The 14,569-nt window shown below is 61.2% G+C and carries 8 protein-coding genes and 1 rRNA gene; 3 read left to right on the top strand and 6 right to left on the bottom strand.

Features of this window, described 5'->3' with window-relative positions; genetic code table 11:
• The first annotated feature begins 135 nt into the window (after positions 1-135).
• Entirely contained in the window at positions 136-1,026 is an 891-nt protein-coding gene (locus tag CAG47_RS26605; protein ID WP_085729206.1) for a LysR family transcriptional regulator, read from the top strand.
• Positions 1,027-1,133: 107 nt separating this feature from the next.
• Positions 1,134-1,478, top strand: coding sequence for a cupin domain-containing protein (locus tag CAG47_RS26600; protein ID WP_007900627.1), 345 nt, complete (start codon positions 1,134-1,136; stop codon positions 1,476-1,478).
• A gap of 56 nt (positions 1,479-1,534) precedes the next feature.
• Here the strand turns inward: CAG47_RS26600 and mmsB are convergent, their stop codons facing one another.
• Both mmsB and CAG47_RS26590 read right to left on the bottom strand, forming a co-directional pair.
• Positions 1,535-2,422, bottom strand: coding sequence for a 3-hydroxyisobutyrate dehydrogenase (gene mmsB, locus CAG47_RS26595; RefSeq protein ID WP_085729204.1), 888 nt, complete (start codon positions 2,420-2,422; stop codon positions 1,535-1,537).
• Between the two features lie 10 nt (positions 2,423-2,432).
• The gene (locus CAG47_RS26590; protein ID WP_085729202.1) at positions 2,433-3,956 is read right to left on the bottom strand and encodes a CoA-acylating methylmalonate-semialdehyde dehydrogenase; all 1,524 of its coding nucleotides are present in this window, start codon (positions 3,954-3,956) and stop codon (positions 2,433-2,435) included.
• Positions 3,957-4,107: 151 nt separating this feature from the next.
• On the opposite strand from CAG47_RS26590, the gene CAG47_RS26585 reads away from it, so the two are divergent.
• Positions 4,108-5,055 carry a LysR family transcriptional regulator gene (locus tag CAG47_RS26585; protein ID WP_085729200.1) on the top strand — a complete coding sequence of 316 codons (948 nt, stop codon included), beginning with the start codon at positions 4,108-4,110 and terminating at the stop codon, positions 5,053-5,055.
• On the opposite strand, the gene recD is transcribed toward CAG47_RS26585, so the two are convergent.
• The 4 genes from recD to rrf all read right to left on the bottom strand — a co-directional run bounded on the left by recD (position 5,052) and on the right by rrf (position 14,552).
• Positions 5,052-7,145 carry an exodeoxyribonuclease V subunit alpha gene (gene recD / locus CAG47_RS26580; RefSeq protein ID WP_085729198.1) on the bottom strand — a complete coding sequence of 698 codons (2,094 nt, stop codon included), beginning with the start codon at positions 7,143-7,145 and terminating at the stop codon, positions 5,052-5,054. The genes CAG47_RS26585 and recD overlap by 4 nt on opposite strands.
• Positions 7,142-10,831 (bottom strand): exodeoxyribonuclease V subunit beta, encoded by a 3,690-nt coding sequence (recB, locus tag CAG47_RS26575; protein ID WP_085729196.1) that lies wholly within the window; start codon positions 10,829-10,831, stop codon positions 7,142-7,144. Before recB ends, recD begins: the two co-directional genes overlap by 4 nt.
• Positions 10,831-14,280 (bottom strand): exodeoxyribonuclease V subunit gamma, encoded by a 3,450-nt coding sequence (gene recC / locus CAG47_RS26570; RefSeq protein WP_085729194.1) that lies wholly within the window; start codon positions 14,278-14,280, stop codon positions 10,831-10,833. Before recC ends, recB begins: the two co-directional genes overlap by 1 nt.
• 156 nt (positions 14,281-14,436) lie before the next feature.
• A 5S ribosomal RNA gene (gene rrf, locus CAG47_RS26565) occupies positions 14,437-14,552 on the bottom strand.
• Positions 14,553-14,569 lie beyond the last annotated feature (17 nt).

Raw genomic sequence — 14,569 nt, 5'->3', positions numbered from 1 at the left:
GAGGCTGAGTACTTCGCTGCAGCGACGGACCTCTTCGCGAGCAGGCTCGCTCCCACAGGTTACGCGGTTCACTGTGGGAGCGAGCCTGCTCGCGATGGCGTCCTCCCAGACAACACGCATCCAGAGGTTGCCGCAATGCACTTCGACCTGACCGACCTGCGCCTCTACCTGAACATCCTCGAAACCGGCAACATCACCGCCGGTGCCGCACGCAGTCATTTGTCCCTCGCGGCGGCCAGCGCACGAATTCGCGCCATGGAGGCGTCGCTGGGCGTCGAGTTTCTTCAGCGCAATCGTCGCGGGGTCAGTCCTACGCCGGCCGGCAATGCCCTGGCCCGCCACGCCCGGGTTCTGCTGCAACAGGCCGATCGCCTGCAACAGGAACTGGCCGAGTACGCCAAAGGCGTCAAAGGTCAGGTGCGGCTGCTGTGCAATACCACGGCGATCACCGAGTACCTGCCGGAGTTGCTCGCAGACTTCCTGTGCAGCCAGCCCAACCTCGACATCGACCTGCAGGAACTGCCCAGCACCCGCATCACCCATGCCTTGCGCCAAGGCGCCGCGGACCTGGGCATCGTTTCCGACGCGGTGGACACCGATGACTTGCAGACCCTGCCGTTCCGCGATGATCCATTGGTGCTGATCATGCCCCACGAACATCCCCTGGCCCAGGCAACCTCGGTGAGTTTCACCGACACCCTGCATCACGACTACGTCGGCTTGAATGCCAACAGCGCCTTGGCGGTGTACCTGGAAGAACAGGCACTGCACGCCGGCCTGCGCATGCAGATCCGCATCCGCGCCGACGGTTTCGATGGGGTGATGCGCATGGTCGCCCGAGGAGCGGGCCTGGCGATTGTGCCCTTGGCGGCGGTCGACAGGTGCTCCAACGAGCTGTCTTTCAGCTGCCTCAGCCTGCAAGAGCCCTGGGCACGGCGCAGACTGTTGATCTGCGCCCGCGACTTTACCGCGTTGCCCGGTTATGCCAAGGCGTTGCTGCAAGCGTTGGCAAAACCGGAAGAATAAACAAGGGCGCGTTTCTGGACAGTTCGATGTCGACTACAGACAACTGATCGATGGACAGGCGCTATAGGGTGCGACTTCAGTTCTTGAGCCCACTGCCTGGAGTCATCATGACCGCACCGATTACCGTTCTTCGCGACACCCACCCGTTGCCTGTGCTCGACGCCTGCAAATGGGAAAAACTCGAAGGCGATCCACATACAGTCAACCTCAACGCCTACACCAGCGAAGACGGCAGCAAGATCATGGGCACCTGGATCTGCACGCCGGGCAAGTGGTACGTGGAATACGTGAAGTGGGAGTACTGCCATTTCCAGGAAGGCTACTGCATCATCACCCCGGAAGGCATGGCGCCGATCCACCTGCGTGCCGGCGACATTTTCGTCATCGAGCCCGGGATGAAAGGCACCTGGGAAGTGGTGGAAACCGTGCGCAAATACTTCGTGTTTGCCTGATGCAAAAAAACCGGGGGATCACCCGACGTGATCTCCCGGTAAACATCTGCTCGCTCCTACAACGGCTTGCGATAACTGTTGATGATCGCCGAGAAGTCGTTGCCACCCTCTCCACGCAAACTCATCGCCTGATACAACTGCTGGGCCACCGCGCCGAGTACCACCGGCTGGTGCGCCTGACGCGCCGCTTCAGTGGCCAGCCCCAGATCCTTGAGCATCAGTTCGGCACCGAAGCCGCCGGTGTATCCACGGGACGCCGGGGCCGTTTCAACGATGCCCGGCCACGGGTTGTATACCTCCGAACTCCAGCAACGCCCGGTGGAGCTGTTGATGATGCCCGCCAGCACCTTGGTGTCGATGCCCAGGGCATCGCCCAGCGCCATGGCTTCGCTGACGCCGACCATGGAAATCCCCAACAGCAGGTTGTTGCAGATTTTAGCGATTTGCCCGGTGCCGACCTCACCACAATGGACGATGTTGCGGCCCATTTGCGCCAGTACCGGTTGCAGGGTGGCGAACAGCTCGGCGGTGGCGCCGACCATGAAGGTCAGCGTCCCGGCGGCGGCACCACCGGTGCCGCCAGAGACCGGCGCATCGGCCATGGCCACGCCCTGTTTGGCAGCGGCGGCGGCCACGTCCCGCGCGGTCTGCGGATCGATGGTGCTGCAATCCACGGCCGGTACGCCTTTGCCGATACCGGCGAGCACGCCATCCTCGCCCAGCCACACACTGCGCACATGCACAGCGGCAGGCAGCATGGTGATGACCAGTTCGGCGCCCTCTGCCGCCTCACGGGCCGATGCGCTGATGCTGCCGCCCAATTGCTCGAGCTCCGCCAGCACGGTTTTGTTCAGGTCAACCAGGCGCAGTGCATGGCCGGCCTTGATCAGGTTGCGCGCCATTGGCGCGCCCATGTTGCCCAGACCGATAAAAGCGATTTTCATGTCCGGCTCCTCAACGCAGGTTGATGGTGGTGTTCACACCGTCGTTGACGCTGTCGTCATCGAACCAACGGCTGGTGACGGTCTTGGTCTGAGTGTAGAACTGCACCACTTGCTTGCCATACGGGCCGAGGTCGCCGAGCTTGGAACCGCGTGAACCGGTGAAGCTGAAGAACGGGACCGGCACTGGAATCGGGATGTTGATGCCGACCTGGCCGACGTCGATTTCATTCTGGAACTTGCGCGCCGCCGCACCGCTCTGGGTGAACAGGCCCGTGCCGTTGCCGAACGGGTTGGCGTTGACCAGGGCGATGGCCTCGTCGAGGGTGTTCACTTCCAGCACCACCAGCACCGGACCGAAGATTTCCTGGGTGTAGATCTGCATGTCGGTGGTCACGCCGGAGAACAGGGTCGGGCCGACAAAGTTGCCCTTCTCGTAACCGGGCACCGAGATATCGCGACCGTCCAGCTCCAGTTTCGCGCCTTCCTTGATGCCGCTTTCGATCAGATCGAGAATCCGCGCCTTGGCCTTTTTCGAGATCACCGGACCGACGTCAGTGCCAGGCTCGCTGCCGGCATTGACCTTGAGCTTCTGTGCCAGCGCCTTGAGGTCAGGCAGCCATTGCTTGGCCGCGCCCACCAGCACCACCACCGAGGTGGCCATGCAACGTTGACCGGCGGCACCGAAACCAGCGCCCACCAGCGCATTCAGCGCTTGTTCGCGATTGGCGTCCGGCAGTACTACGGCGTGGTTCTTCGCGCCCATCATCGATTGCACACGCTTGCCGTGTTTGCCGGCCAGGTCATAGACATGCGTACCGACCGCGGTCGAGCCGACGAAGGAAACCGCCTTGATGTCCTTGTGGGTGCAGAGGCCGTCCACCACGTCCTTGCCGCCGTGCACAACGTTGAGCACGCCGGCCGGGATCCCGGCCTCGATGGCCAGTTCCACCAGCAACATGGTCGACATCGGGTCCTGTTCGGATGGCTTGAGCACGAAGGTGTTGCCACAGGCGATGGCCATCGGGAACATCCACAGCGGAATCATCGCCGGGAAGTTGAACGGGGTAATGCCCGCGCACACGCCGATCGGCTGGCGCAGGGTGTAGGTGTCGACGCCACCGGCAACGTTTTCAGCGAACTCGCCCATTTGCAGGCTGCCGATGGAGCAAGCGTGCTCGACCACTTCCAGGCCACGGAAAATGTCGCCCTCGGCGTCGGCTATGGTCTTGCCCTGCTCGGCGCTCAGGACCGCGGCGATGCGCTTGGAGTGCTCGCGAATCAACGCCTGCAACTTGAGCATGATGCGCATGCGCGCACCGATAGGTGTCAGTTTCCAGGTCTGGAACGCACGATGCGCGGCACTGATGGCGGCATCGACTTCCTCGGCGGTGGCAAACGGCACCTTGGCCAGCACTTGCTGGGTCGCCGGGTTGATGATGTCGTGCCATTCGGTGGACTTGGATTCGACCCACTCGCCGTCGATCAACAGCTTGACCTTCTGCACGGTGGTTTCGTTGGGAGTGAGTGCGTTCATGGGGGGTCTCCAGATCTTTGTTTTTATCTTGGGAGTCAGGGTGAGATCGTCGCCCTGAGATGAGCTGCGTGTCGCGAATTGGTTGTCGGACTGTTTTTGGAGTATAGATGTGCAAACTTCTGATAAGAACGCACATAAAAACCGGTCCAACATGCAAAAAAACATCACCTCCCTCGGCTCGTTGAACTGGGATGACCTCAAGTTTTTCCTGGAAGTCGCCCGCACCCGCAAAGCCAGCACCGCAGCCAAGCGCCTGGCGGTGGACTACACCACGGTGTCGCGGCGCATCAGTTCCCTGGAGACGGCGTTGGGCACATTGCTGTTCGAAAAGTCCCGGACCAACGGCTTTGTCCTGACCGCGGAAGGCCAGCGGTTGATGGGGTATGCGGAGTCGATCGAAAGCACCCTGCACATGGCGTGCGAGCAGGTTTCCGGGTCCGGCGTGGCGTTGTCCGGTCATGTGCGCATGGGCTGCACCGAAGGCTTCGGCAGCTTTTTCATCACGCCGCAGCTGAGCCACTTCATCGACACCTACCCGGCGATCTCGGTAGACATCCTGCCGCTGCCGCACTTCATCAGCCTGTCCAAGCGCGAAGCCGATATCGTCATAGCCCTGGAACGCCCGGAGCATGGCCCGTACGTCTGCTGCAAACTGTGTGACTACCGATTGCAGCTGTATGCGACCCAGGAATACCTGGACAACCATCCGCCGATTCACAAACCCGCCGATCTGGCCAGGCATTCATTCATCAGTTACGTCGACGACCTGGCGTTCAGCTCGGAGCTACTGTACCTGGCCAACGTACTGCCCGGCGCCAGCGCCAACCTGCGCAGCACCAGCGTAATCGCCCAATATGTGGCCGCGCAGCAAGGACGCTCACTGGCGATCCTGCCGTGCTTCCTCGCCACCCAGGACCCGCGCCTGCTGCCGGTGCTGCCGCAGGAAATCAATATCACTCGACAGTTCTGGATGTACTGCCGCGAAGACCTGAGGAAGCTCAAGCGGATCACCCTGTTGTGGGATTACATCCGCCAGGTCACCGAGCAGAACCAGGGTCTGCTGATGGGCGACAGCCGGGAGATGTTGTTTGCCGATTAGTCGGTACCAAGGTCCAGCATCAACCCGCTCAAGCGCTTGACCCGGCGTTTCACCGCCTCTTCAAACACGCCCGCACGCGACTCGATCAAGGTGAACCAGTCCTTGGCCCGGGTAATGCCGGTGTAGATCAGTTCCTTGGTGAGGACCGGGTTCAAGGCATCAGGAAGAATCAACGCGGTATGCGCAAACTCCGAACCCTGGGATTTATGCACGGTCATGGCGTAAACGGTTTCGACGTCATTCAGACGGCTCGGCAGGACAAATCGCACGCCACCCTGGCCATCATTACGTGGGAACGCCACTCGCAGCACCTGCTTTCCAGTCTCAAGCCCTTCTTGCTCTGGAAGCTTGAGGGCAATGCCGATATCGCCGTTCATCAAACCCAGCCCGTAATCGTTGCGGGTCATCAGGACAGGGCGACCTTCGTACCACTGCTGGTCGCTGTCGATCAGGCGTGCCCTCAGCAATGCCTCCGTCACTCGCAGGTTCAAGCCCTCCACACCCCAAGGCCCTTTGCGCACGGCACACAGCAACTGGAACGCGTCGAAAGCCTGCAATACTTCTCGAGCCCAATCCGTCCAGCGCGAATCGTCCAGCGCGCTGTCCAGGGACGGCCGCTGATTGCGCAGCACGCTCAGGTAATGTCGATAACCTTGCGGGCCCTCACCATGGCCATCGAGAAGCAGGCGTTCCAGGGCACGATCCTGCTCGCCCTTGAGGGGCAAGCAATGCACATCGTCATGGCTTCGCGCAGACAACAACTTGCGTGCTTCTTCGGGTTGCTGCTGGTTGACCCAACGAGCCAGTTGACCAATGCCACTGCCTTCACCGAATCGCCGGGAATGGCGCAGCATCACCACCTGCTGGGCCAATGGATGAGTACCCTGCGTGTCCTCCTGTAACCCACTGGCCTGCAGGTTTTCGCCACTGACGACTTCCAGCCACTGGCGTGTCTGCGGGCTGTACCAGCCAGCCTCCGCGTCGCGACACAGATCCCCCAATACCGCACCGGCTTCTACCGAAGCCAATTGATCCTTGTCACCCAACAGCACGAGGCGCGCATGGGCGGGCAAAGCGTCGAGCAGATTGGCCATCATTTCCAGGTCGATCATCGAGGCTTCGTCCACCACCAGCACATCCAGCGGCAGGCGATTGCCCGCGTGGTGGCGGAAATGACGAGTCCCGGGCCGACTGCCGAGCAGGCGGTGAACGGTGGTGACGTCGGACGGGATCTTCTCGCGTATGTCTTCGCTGACCTTCAAGGTGCGGACTTGCTGGCTGATGGACTCTGTCAAGCGCGCCGCGGCCTTGCCGGTAGGCGCAGCGAGACGAATGCGCAGGGGCATGCCGGCCTCGACCGCTGGCGCCTGGAGCAACGCCAGCAGACGCACGACGGTGGTGGTCTTGCCGGTTCCCGGCCCCCCCGTGACGATGCTGAAGGCACTGCGGCTCGCCAGGGCACAGGCGAGCTTCTGCCAGTCGATCACTTCACCGGGGCGGGCAGGACCAAACAAACCGGTGAGGCGCTCGAACAAGTCGTTCGGTGTGGACTCTTGCTCCGTCAGACGCTCGCGCAATGAGTGGTCGATCCGTCGCTCGTAGGCCCAATAGCGGCGCAAGTACAGGCGTTTTCCCGATAACACCAAAGGCCGATCGCGGACGTTGTCCCGACTGTCAGCGGCCAGTGCAACCAGGTTGCTGGCGGCCAGCACCTTGCACCAATGAGCGCCGTCCAGCGATCCGAGCAATTGCGATGGCAACAGCATTGCACCGCCCTGCACGTCACCTTCGGGTGGCAACGACAGAGCGAAGTCCGGTTCTTTCAGCGTCTCGAACAGATCAAGGCAGACATGCCCGTGGCCCAACTGGTGGCTGGTCAACGCGGCTGCCAGCAACACCAGCGGATCATCCTCTGGAGCCAGCTCATGCAGGAACGCGACGAAGGCTTTGTCCAGCGCGCGCAACCAGCCGCGCTCGACCCAGCGCGTGAGCAACAACAGCAAGTCGTCGGCACGACTCAACGGGGCCAGATCGCTCAGGCTTTCGGCGGCCAGCGATGTGGGCAACAAATCGGCGAATGTGCGACTCATAACAGTACTCCCTGTTCCCAGGCGGGTTCGGCCTTGGGTTCTGGCTTGCCCTGGAACAATCGGTCCAGGCGTTCGATCAGCTCCCTTGGTGGGCGGGCGAAAAACACCCCCTGGCTGGCCGCTCGCGTGCCCCGCAAAAACAGGTACAACGCACCGCCGACATGCCGGTCGTAGTCGTAATCGGCGAGTCGTGCCTTGAGCTGGCGGTGCAGGGCCAACAGGTACAACACGTATTGCAGGTCATAACGGTTGTCGAGAATCGCCTGCTCCATGGCCTGCGCGGTATAGGCCGCATCATCGGCGCCGAGCCAGTTGGACTTGTAGTCGGCAACGTAATAGCGGCCGTCATGTTCGAACGTCAGGTCGATGAAGCCCTTGAACATGCCGTTGAGCAACACGGGTTCCGCGGCCACCCGGGCCACGCCGTTATGGGTGTATTGGCACACCAGCGCATCGAGCTTGAGCACATCGACCTTGTGGCTGGCGAACCAGAACTCCATCTCGACCTGGTACTGCGTCAACTGGGCGAATATCACCGGCGCCTGACCGGCACCGAGATGCAACGGCATCGTGAGCAGATGCTGCAGCCAGTCACTCAAGGTAGTGATCCAGCCCTCCCAGCCTCGACGATTGCACCGACGGGCAATCGCATCCGTCACGACTTGCGGCGTCGCAACGAAGGCCTCGTCTCCCGCCCATTCGAGCAAACCATGAAGGAAAGTGCCGGGGTTGGGGCCGCGCGGGAAGCGATGGATATCACCGCCACCGGCAACCACTTCCCTGGGCGCCTGCGGGTCGAGGCGTTCGTCATCGAACAGTTTTTGCGCCTGCGGACTCTCCGGCGCCTCGTCCGTGCCGACACTCAGGGTGTCGCCAATACGCAACGCGCTATAGGACGCGATCCACCAGTTTTCGCTGGCCTTGCGCTTCGGGATCAGCGGAACCAGAAGCGCCGCATCGTTTTGCGGCGGTTGGTAATGCTCCGTTGTCGCTTCAGGCATCTGCGCATACGCCAGTGCCGGGCAGTCCTGTTGCAGGTCCCGCAACCAAAGCTGCAGCGCCGATGAATCAGCCAATGGAGCGCCACCGCCCAACAAGTAACCCAATGCCGACAGATGCAGCACCGAGCCATTGTTGTTGCCACGCTTGAGATCAGCCACCCCCAGCCAGCAGGCATGTTGCGCCCGAGTCAGGGCGACATAGAGCAAGCGCAGATCCTCGGCCAGACGCTCGTCGTCGGCGAGGGCAATCAACTCTGCCGTCGGCTTCAACGTGACCTGGGCATGGCCCGATTCATCGTGGTAGTGCAACGGCAGGCGGCTGCCATCCACCGGTTTCGCCGAACAGATGAACGGCAGGAACACCAATGGGTATTCAAGACCTTTGGATTTGTGGATGGTCACGACCTTGACCAATTGCTCGTCACTTTCCAGGCGCAGGATCTGCTCTTCGCCAGCCTGCCCGGACAACGCCAGATGCTCGGACAAGTGCCGGATCAGCGCTTGCTCGCCATCGAGTTCCGCGGCGGCTTGCTGCAGCAGCTCAAAAAGGTGCAGGAGGTTGGTCAAAACGCGCTCGCCGTCACTGCGGGCGATCAGCGCCTGGGGCAGGCGGAAGTCGTGCAGCAAGCGCCGCAGCATCGGTAGTACGCCCTGCTTGCGCCAGACTTCGCGATAGCCACGGAACTGCATGACCCGGGACTCCCAGGCCAATTCGTCCTGATTCAGCCGCTCCAGCTCCATCAACGAAAGGTTCAACGTGATGCTGGCCAACGCGGCCCGCAGCGGACGCTCGACATCCGGCTCGGCGCAGGCCTTGAGCCAGGTCAGTACGTCATGCGCCTCTTGCGCGGCGAACACCGAGTCCTTGTCTGACAGGTAAACGCTGCGCACGCCACGGGCGGCCAATTGCGCACGAACCGCCTGCGCTTCCTTGCCATCACGCACCAGGATGGCGATGTCCGCCGGTAGCAGGCCCCTGAAGGCTTTGCCGTCCTGGGCGAACCCGGCTTGCCCCTGCTGGCCGCCATTGAGCAATGCCGTGATTTCACTGGCACAGGCCGCTGCCAGTTGTTGCCGGTACACCGCGCCGGACAACGGTTGCTCGGCCGACAAGTGCCAGATGTTCAAGGCCGGGACGGCCTGATCACTGATGCGCAAGACTTCTTTGCGGCCCTGTGAGGCAACCGGCGTGAACGGAACCGGGTTGTCGCCATCCTTCTCCCGAAAGAGGAAGGCGCCACGTCCGGACTCCCGGGTTTCGGCACGCTCGAACACATGGTTCACCGCGTTGACCATGCCGTGGCTTGAACGGAAGTTGGTGCCCAGGGTGTGCAGCCGGCCGGCGGTGGCCTGACGGGCGCGCAGGTAGGTATGGATGTCCGCGCCGCGAAAAGCGTAGATCGCTTGCTTCGGGTCGCCGATCAGGAACAGGCCGCAATCGGGGCTGTTCTGTTCGATCCGGTAGATGCTCTCGAAGATCCGGTACTGCACCGGGTCGGTGTCCTGGAATTCATCGATCAAGGCGACCGGAAACTGTTCACGAATCAGGGTGGCCAGTCGCTCGCCGCCATCGGACTGCAAGGCCGCATCAAGGCGCAGCAACATGTCGTCGAAGCCCATTTCCGCACGACGGCGCTTCTCTTCCTCGAACCGAGCCCCGACCCAGCGGGCAGCATGTTGCAGTACGGCCGCATCAGGCGTCGGCAACCCATCGAGACAAGCCTTGAGGCCGGCCATCGCATCGAGCCCCGGATGTCGAGGCGCTTCGCCCTTCCAGGCTTCGGCCATGCCATCCGGGGTCAGCCGCGTGAAACCGGTGCCGATATCCAGTTGCTCAAGGGATTCGTCTTCGGCCCAGACTTTGATCTTTTCGAACCAGGGCTCGAAATAGCGAGCCTGCATCTTGCGGCCGTCGACACTCTTGCTGGCAACGCCCTGATGACAAATGCCAAGCAACTCGTCCGCCCACTGCAGCCAGGGCTTCTTGAGTTCGATCAGGGCAGCCCGTCGCTCTTGCAAGCATTGCGAAATCACCTCGGCGGGTTCTTTCCCTTCAAGCGCATCCCGCTCGCTGGAAAACAGTGCACGAATTCGCGGCAACAGCGCCGCCGGCCCACCCCAATTGCTACGCACCCAATTCAAGGCGTCACCTTGCATCGGGTAGCAGAACAGCCGCCAGTAATCACGCAAGACCTCCCCCAGCAACTCGCTGTGGTCGGTTTCCAGGGTCTGGGTAAACAGGCTGCCGCTGTCGAATGCGTGCTCGCGCAACATGCGCTGGCACCAACTGTGGATGGTCGACACCGCCGCCTCGTCCATCCACTGGGCGGCGATATCCAGGCGGTTTGCACACCCCGGCCATTGCTCTGGCAAATACTGGTCACGCAACTCGGCGATCAGGCTGTCGGGGGCCGGTGTTTCATCACGGAAATATCGTGCGGCCTCGGCGAGCCGCGTGCGAATGCGTTCGCGCAACTCTTTGGTGGCGGCATCGGTGAAGGTCACGACGAGGATTTGCGGCGGCAACAGCTCACGTCCGAAGCCACTGTCCTCCCCGCCATTGCCAAGCACCAGACGCAGGTACAAAGCAGAAATGGTGAAGGTCTTGCCGGTCCCGGCGCTCGCTTCGATCAACTGGCTGCCGTGCAGCGGGAATGCCAGGGCCAGTGGTGTCTTCGTGCTCATCAACGCGACTCCTCGCTGGACAATGAACGCCAGGGCGCCTCAAGAAGCGGGCGATAGAGCGCATCACACCAATCGGGGAACGTCTCATCGGCAGTCAAGGCATCGTAATCGGCAAATTGACGAGCCAGTGCCGGGCTTTCGCGACGCTCTCCGTCTGATGTCTGCCCATCACCTTCATAGGCCTTGCGCGCAGCGGCCTCGGCCTTGACCGGGTCGGTTTGTCCCAGCCACGCGAAGGCTGTCTTGACGGCGACCGGCAGTGGCTGGCGCATACCCGACTGCCAGGCCATCAACAGGTCGCCAAGAATTTTCTGCGCTGTGGACGTGTCCATCGGTCCGAGCAACAGACTGTCGTCGCTGGCCACCAGTGCGGTGGTCAACGCCATGCCACTGGCACAAGCCACCAGATGGGTGAGCCAAGGACGTGTCAGTCGATGCCATTTGCGCGACTTGATCGAGCCGATGCTGTTGGGGATCGTGGTGACAGACAGCAATCCACCATCGGCGCGCTGATGCAGGCCGCTGAGCCAGCCTTCAATGTACAAGCCTTGCAGTTCAAGACTCACGGGCAAGGCGCTGCTGAGCGGAGTTGGCCACAAAGCCAGGAGCTGTTGGTGACGCTGCAACAAATCAGGCAATGGCTCGATCAATTCACGTTGCAGGCATTCACCGAATCCGGCCATGGGCAGCAGCCCGCTGTTCTGCAAACGTTTCGCCTGATCCTCCAGTGCCTGTGCGGAATTTCCCGGCTCCGCCAGCGCCGCTTCGAGCAATCGGTCGCTGAGGCTATAGCGCTGTAATGCATCCAGGACAAAAGGCTCTTCATCGGCCAACGGTACTTCAGCCGCCTCGAAGAAAACCTTCAGTCGCTGGCTGAAAAAATGCCGCACCGGATTGCGCAGGAAATCCTGCAGTTGACCGAGACTCAGTGGTTCGTCCTGAACGTGAGCCTCGAGCACTTCGGCGCTTGCCTGTTGTTCTGCCGCCTGATGCAGGACTTGCCATTCGGTGGCGTAGCTGAAGGACTCATCGCCTTCGTGAAAGTAGCGGGCACTGAAGGGTTGCAACGGGTGTTCCCGGGTCATGGCTTCAAGCAGGTCGTTATCGCTTTGCGACAATCGCCAACCGCTGGCCAAATGGTCGCGTAACTGGCCGATCAGCACCGAAGCCGGTCTCTCGCTGTTATCGCGGATGCTGCGGCCCACCCAACTGATGTAGAGCTGGTCCCGTGCCGATAACAAGGCTTCCAGCAGCAGGTAGCGGTCATCTTCACGCCGGGAACGGTCTCCCGGACGGTAATCGCTGCCCATCAGATCGAAATCCAGCGGCGGCTGCGCACGCGGATAATCGCCGTCATTCATGCCCAGCAGGCAGACCAGTTTGAAGGGGATAGCGCGCATGGGCATCAAGGTGCAGAAGTTGACCGCACCGGCCAGGAAACGTTGGGACAAACGGCCTTGATCCAGACCTGCGAGCCAGGCTTCACGGACAACGGTCAGCGGCAACTCATCCTGCAACCCAACGGATTCGCAGGTCTCGAGCCAGGTCTCGCGCAGCTCTTCGAGCTGGGCCAGCAAGTAGTCATCGTGTTCGTTATCGGCAAGGAAGAACAACTGCACCAAAGCCTGCAAGCGCAGGCCCCATTGCCCAGGCGATGCCGCCTGAGAGAGTTCTTGGTGAGCCACTTCCAGCGCGTCCAGCAACGCGACCAGCGGACCAATGAGCGCAGCGTCCAGACCACCGATTTCGTCGTAGGGCTCGATACCTTCGTATGCGTCGGCGCTGCCAACGGCATAACCGAGCAACATCCGTCGCAAGCCGAAACGCCAGCTGTTTTGCTCAAGCTCATGTGGAAGCCCGAGCCCGGCACGTTGCTCGGCATTCATGCCCCAGCGAATACCGGCACCTTCGATCCAGCGGTGCAGCGTCGGCAGGTCACGCTCCTCGACACCAAAGCGGGCTCGCAGTGCAGGGACGTCCAGCAGGTCGAGAATTTCACTCACAGGGAATCGACTGTCAGGCAGCCTGAGCAGGTGCTCGACCGCAATCAGCAGTGGATCGCGACCACGCTGGCCCTGATCAGCCAGGGTAAAGGGAATGAAGCGCGGATCCTGGCGATCGAGCTGACCAAACACGGCACGAATATGCGGGGCGTAGCTGTCGATGTCCGGGACCATCACGATGATATCGCGCGGCCGCAATTGCGGTTCGGCGCTGAAGCGCGCGAGCAGTTGATCGTGGAGGATCTCGACCTCTCGCTGGGGGCTATGGGCAATGTGAAAACGGATCGATTCGTCCTTCTGCAAATCGATAGCCGGCCAACGTTCCCGAGTCTCGTTGAGGGGACGCAGTTCGAGGATGTCATCCTGTAACTGGTTGAGCATATTCAACGGCTGACCTTCGCTGAACAGGTCGATGCGACCGTCGCGGAATGCCGAGCGATAGCTGTTGGGATCGTCATAACTGTCGAGCAGGTTGATATAGTCCCGGCCCTGCTTGCCCCAAGCGGCCAACAGCGGGTGAGCATGCTGGTGCAGGGTTTGCGGATCGATCACGACCGGCATGCCGCTTTTGCGCGCCTGACGTTTGTATTGATGCCGCAACAGGTCTTTATCGGCGACGATGTCTGCCCAATGGTGACGACACGGGTTGTGTACGCACAGCAGGACCTGGCTGAATCGTGCCAGTCCAGCCAGTGCTTCCAGGGCCTGGGCAGGCAAGGAAGAAATCCCGAAAACGATCACTCTTGAGGGTAATCCCTTGGGGGCTGCTTCGAGGGTATTGATGCGCTCGACAAATCGCTGATGGACACCGGCACGGCTTTGCGCCATGCCTTCTTCTCCCACATCCAGCAAGAGCGCGCGCCACAACTCTGCCTGCCAGCAATTGGCCGGAGTCAGGGGTTTGGCTTCGCCCCTGACGTTTCTTGTTTGATGGCGACCTTCGGCCCAGTCTTCAAGCCAGTCAGCTCGGTACACCTGGTACTGGTCGAACAAGTCCGCCAGGCGCTCGGCCAATTGATAGCGCTTGCGCAGATCGCTGTCATGGGTCAGGAAACGCTGCAGCGGCTCGAAGTGCGGCTGGTTGATCAATTGCGGCAGCAGGCGCATCAGACGCCAGGTAAGCGGGGCTTTATCCAGCAGGGACTTGACCGGGATTTCGTCTCGACCAAGGACCATGCGATAGAGCTGCCACATGAAGCTGCCGGGCAACTGCACATCGATGGCCGCGGCGATGCCGCAACCGCCCATGTCGTCTTCTTCAGAATCTTCCGCCAGTGCCAGCTTCAGCCATTGGGCAATGCCATTGCTTTGCACCAACGCAATTTCATTCTCCAGAGGAGCCAGCGGATAACGCCGCATCCAGCTGACCACCAGGCTGCGCAACTCGTCCAGACGGTTGCCGTGAACCACCATAAAACCAGCACTGAGGGACGTCGCGTCCGGCATAAAGGCTTCCTTGGAAAGTACAAAGGCCAAGGGCGAACCTTAGCATTGTCGGGAGACTGTGACAGCGTGGACCTGTCCGGTATTGCTGCTTGAGTTTTTCTGCGGCCAAAAACAAAACCCCTACCTGCGTGCGCAGATAGGGGTTTTGGAATTCAATCTTGACGATGACCTACTCTCACATGGGGAAACCCCACACTACCATCGGCGATGCATCGTTTCACTTCTGAGTTCGGGATGGGATCAGGTGGTTCCAACGCTCTATGGTCGTCAAGAAATTCGGGTACTGAGT

Source organism: Pseudomonas sp. R37(2017) (genome assembly GCF_002113375.1).
In the GTDB taxonomy this organism is placed as follows: domain Bacteria; phylum Pseudomonadota; class Gammaproteobacteria; order Pseudomonadales; family Pseudomonadaceae; genus Aquipseudomonas.
This window is presented reverse-complemented; position numbering and strand designations above follow the sequence as displayed.

Bases quoted from the DNA above. Each gene is read 5' to 3' on its own strand.
- CAG47_RS26605 (WP_085729206.1), top strand. From the start codon at position 136: ATGCACTTCGACCTGACCGACCTGCGCCTCTACCTGAACATCCTCGAA.
- recC (WP_085729194.1), bottom strand. From the start codon at position 14,280: ATGCCGGACGCGACGTCCCTCAGTGCTGGTTTTATGGTGGTTCACGGC.
- recB (WP_085729196.1), bottom strand. From the start codon at position 10,831: ATGAGCACGAAGACACCACTGGCCCTGGCATTCCCGCTGCACGGCAGC.
- CAG47_RS26590 (WP_085729202.1), bottom strand. From the start codon at position 3,956: ATGAACGCACTCACTCCCAACGAAACCACCGTGCAGAAGGTCAAGCTG.
- mmsB (WP_085729204.1), bottom strand. From the start codon at position 2,422: ATGAAAATCGCTTTTATCGGTCTGGGCAACATGGGCGCGCCAATGGCG.
- CAG47_RS26585 (WP_085729200.1), top strand. From the start codon at position 4,108: ATGCAAAAAAACATCACCTCCCTCGGCTCGTTGAACTGGGATGACCTC.
- CAG47_RS26600 (WP_007900627.1), top strand. From the start codon at position 1,134: ATGACCGCACCGATTACCGTTCTTCGCGACACCCACCCGTTGCCTGTG.
- recD (WP_085729198.1), bottom strand. From the start codon at position 7,145: ATGAGTCGCACATTCGCCGATTTGTTGCCCACATCGCTGGCCGCCGAA.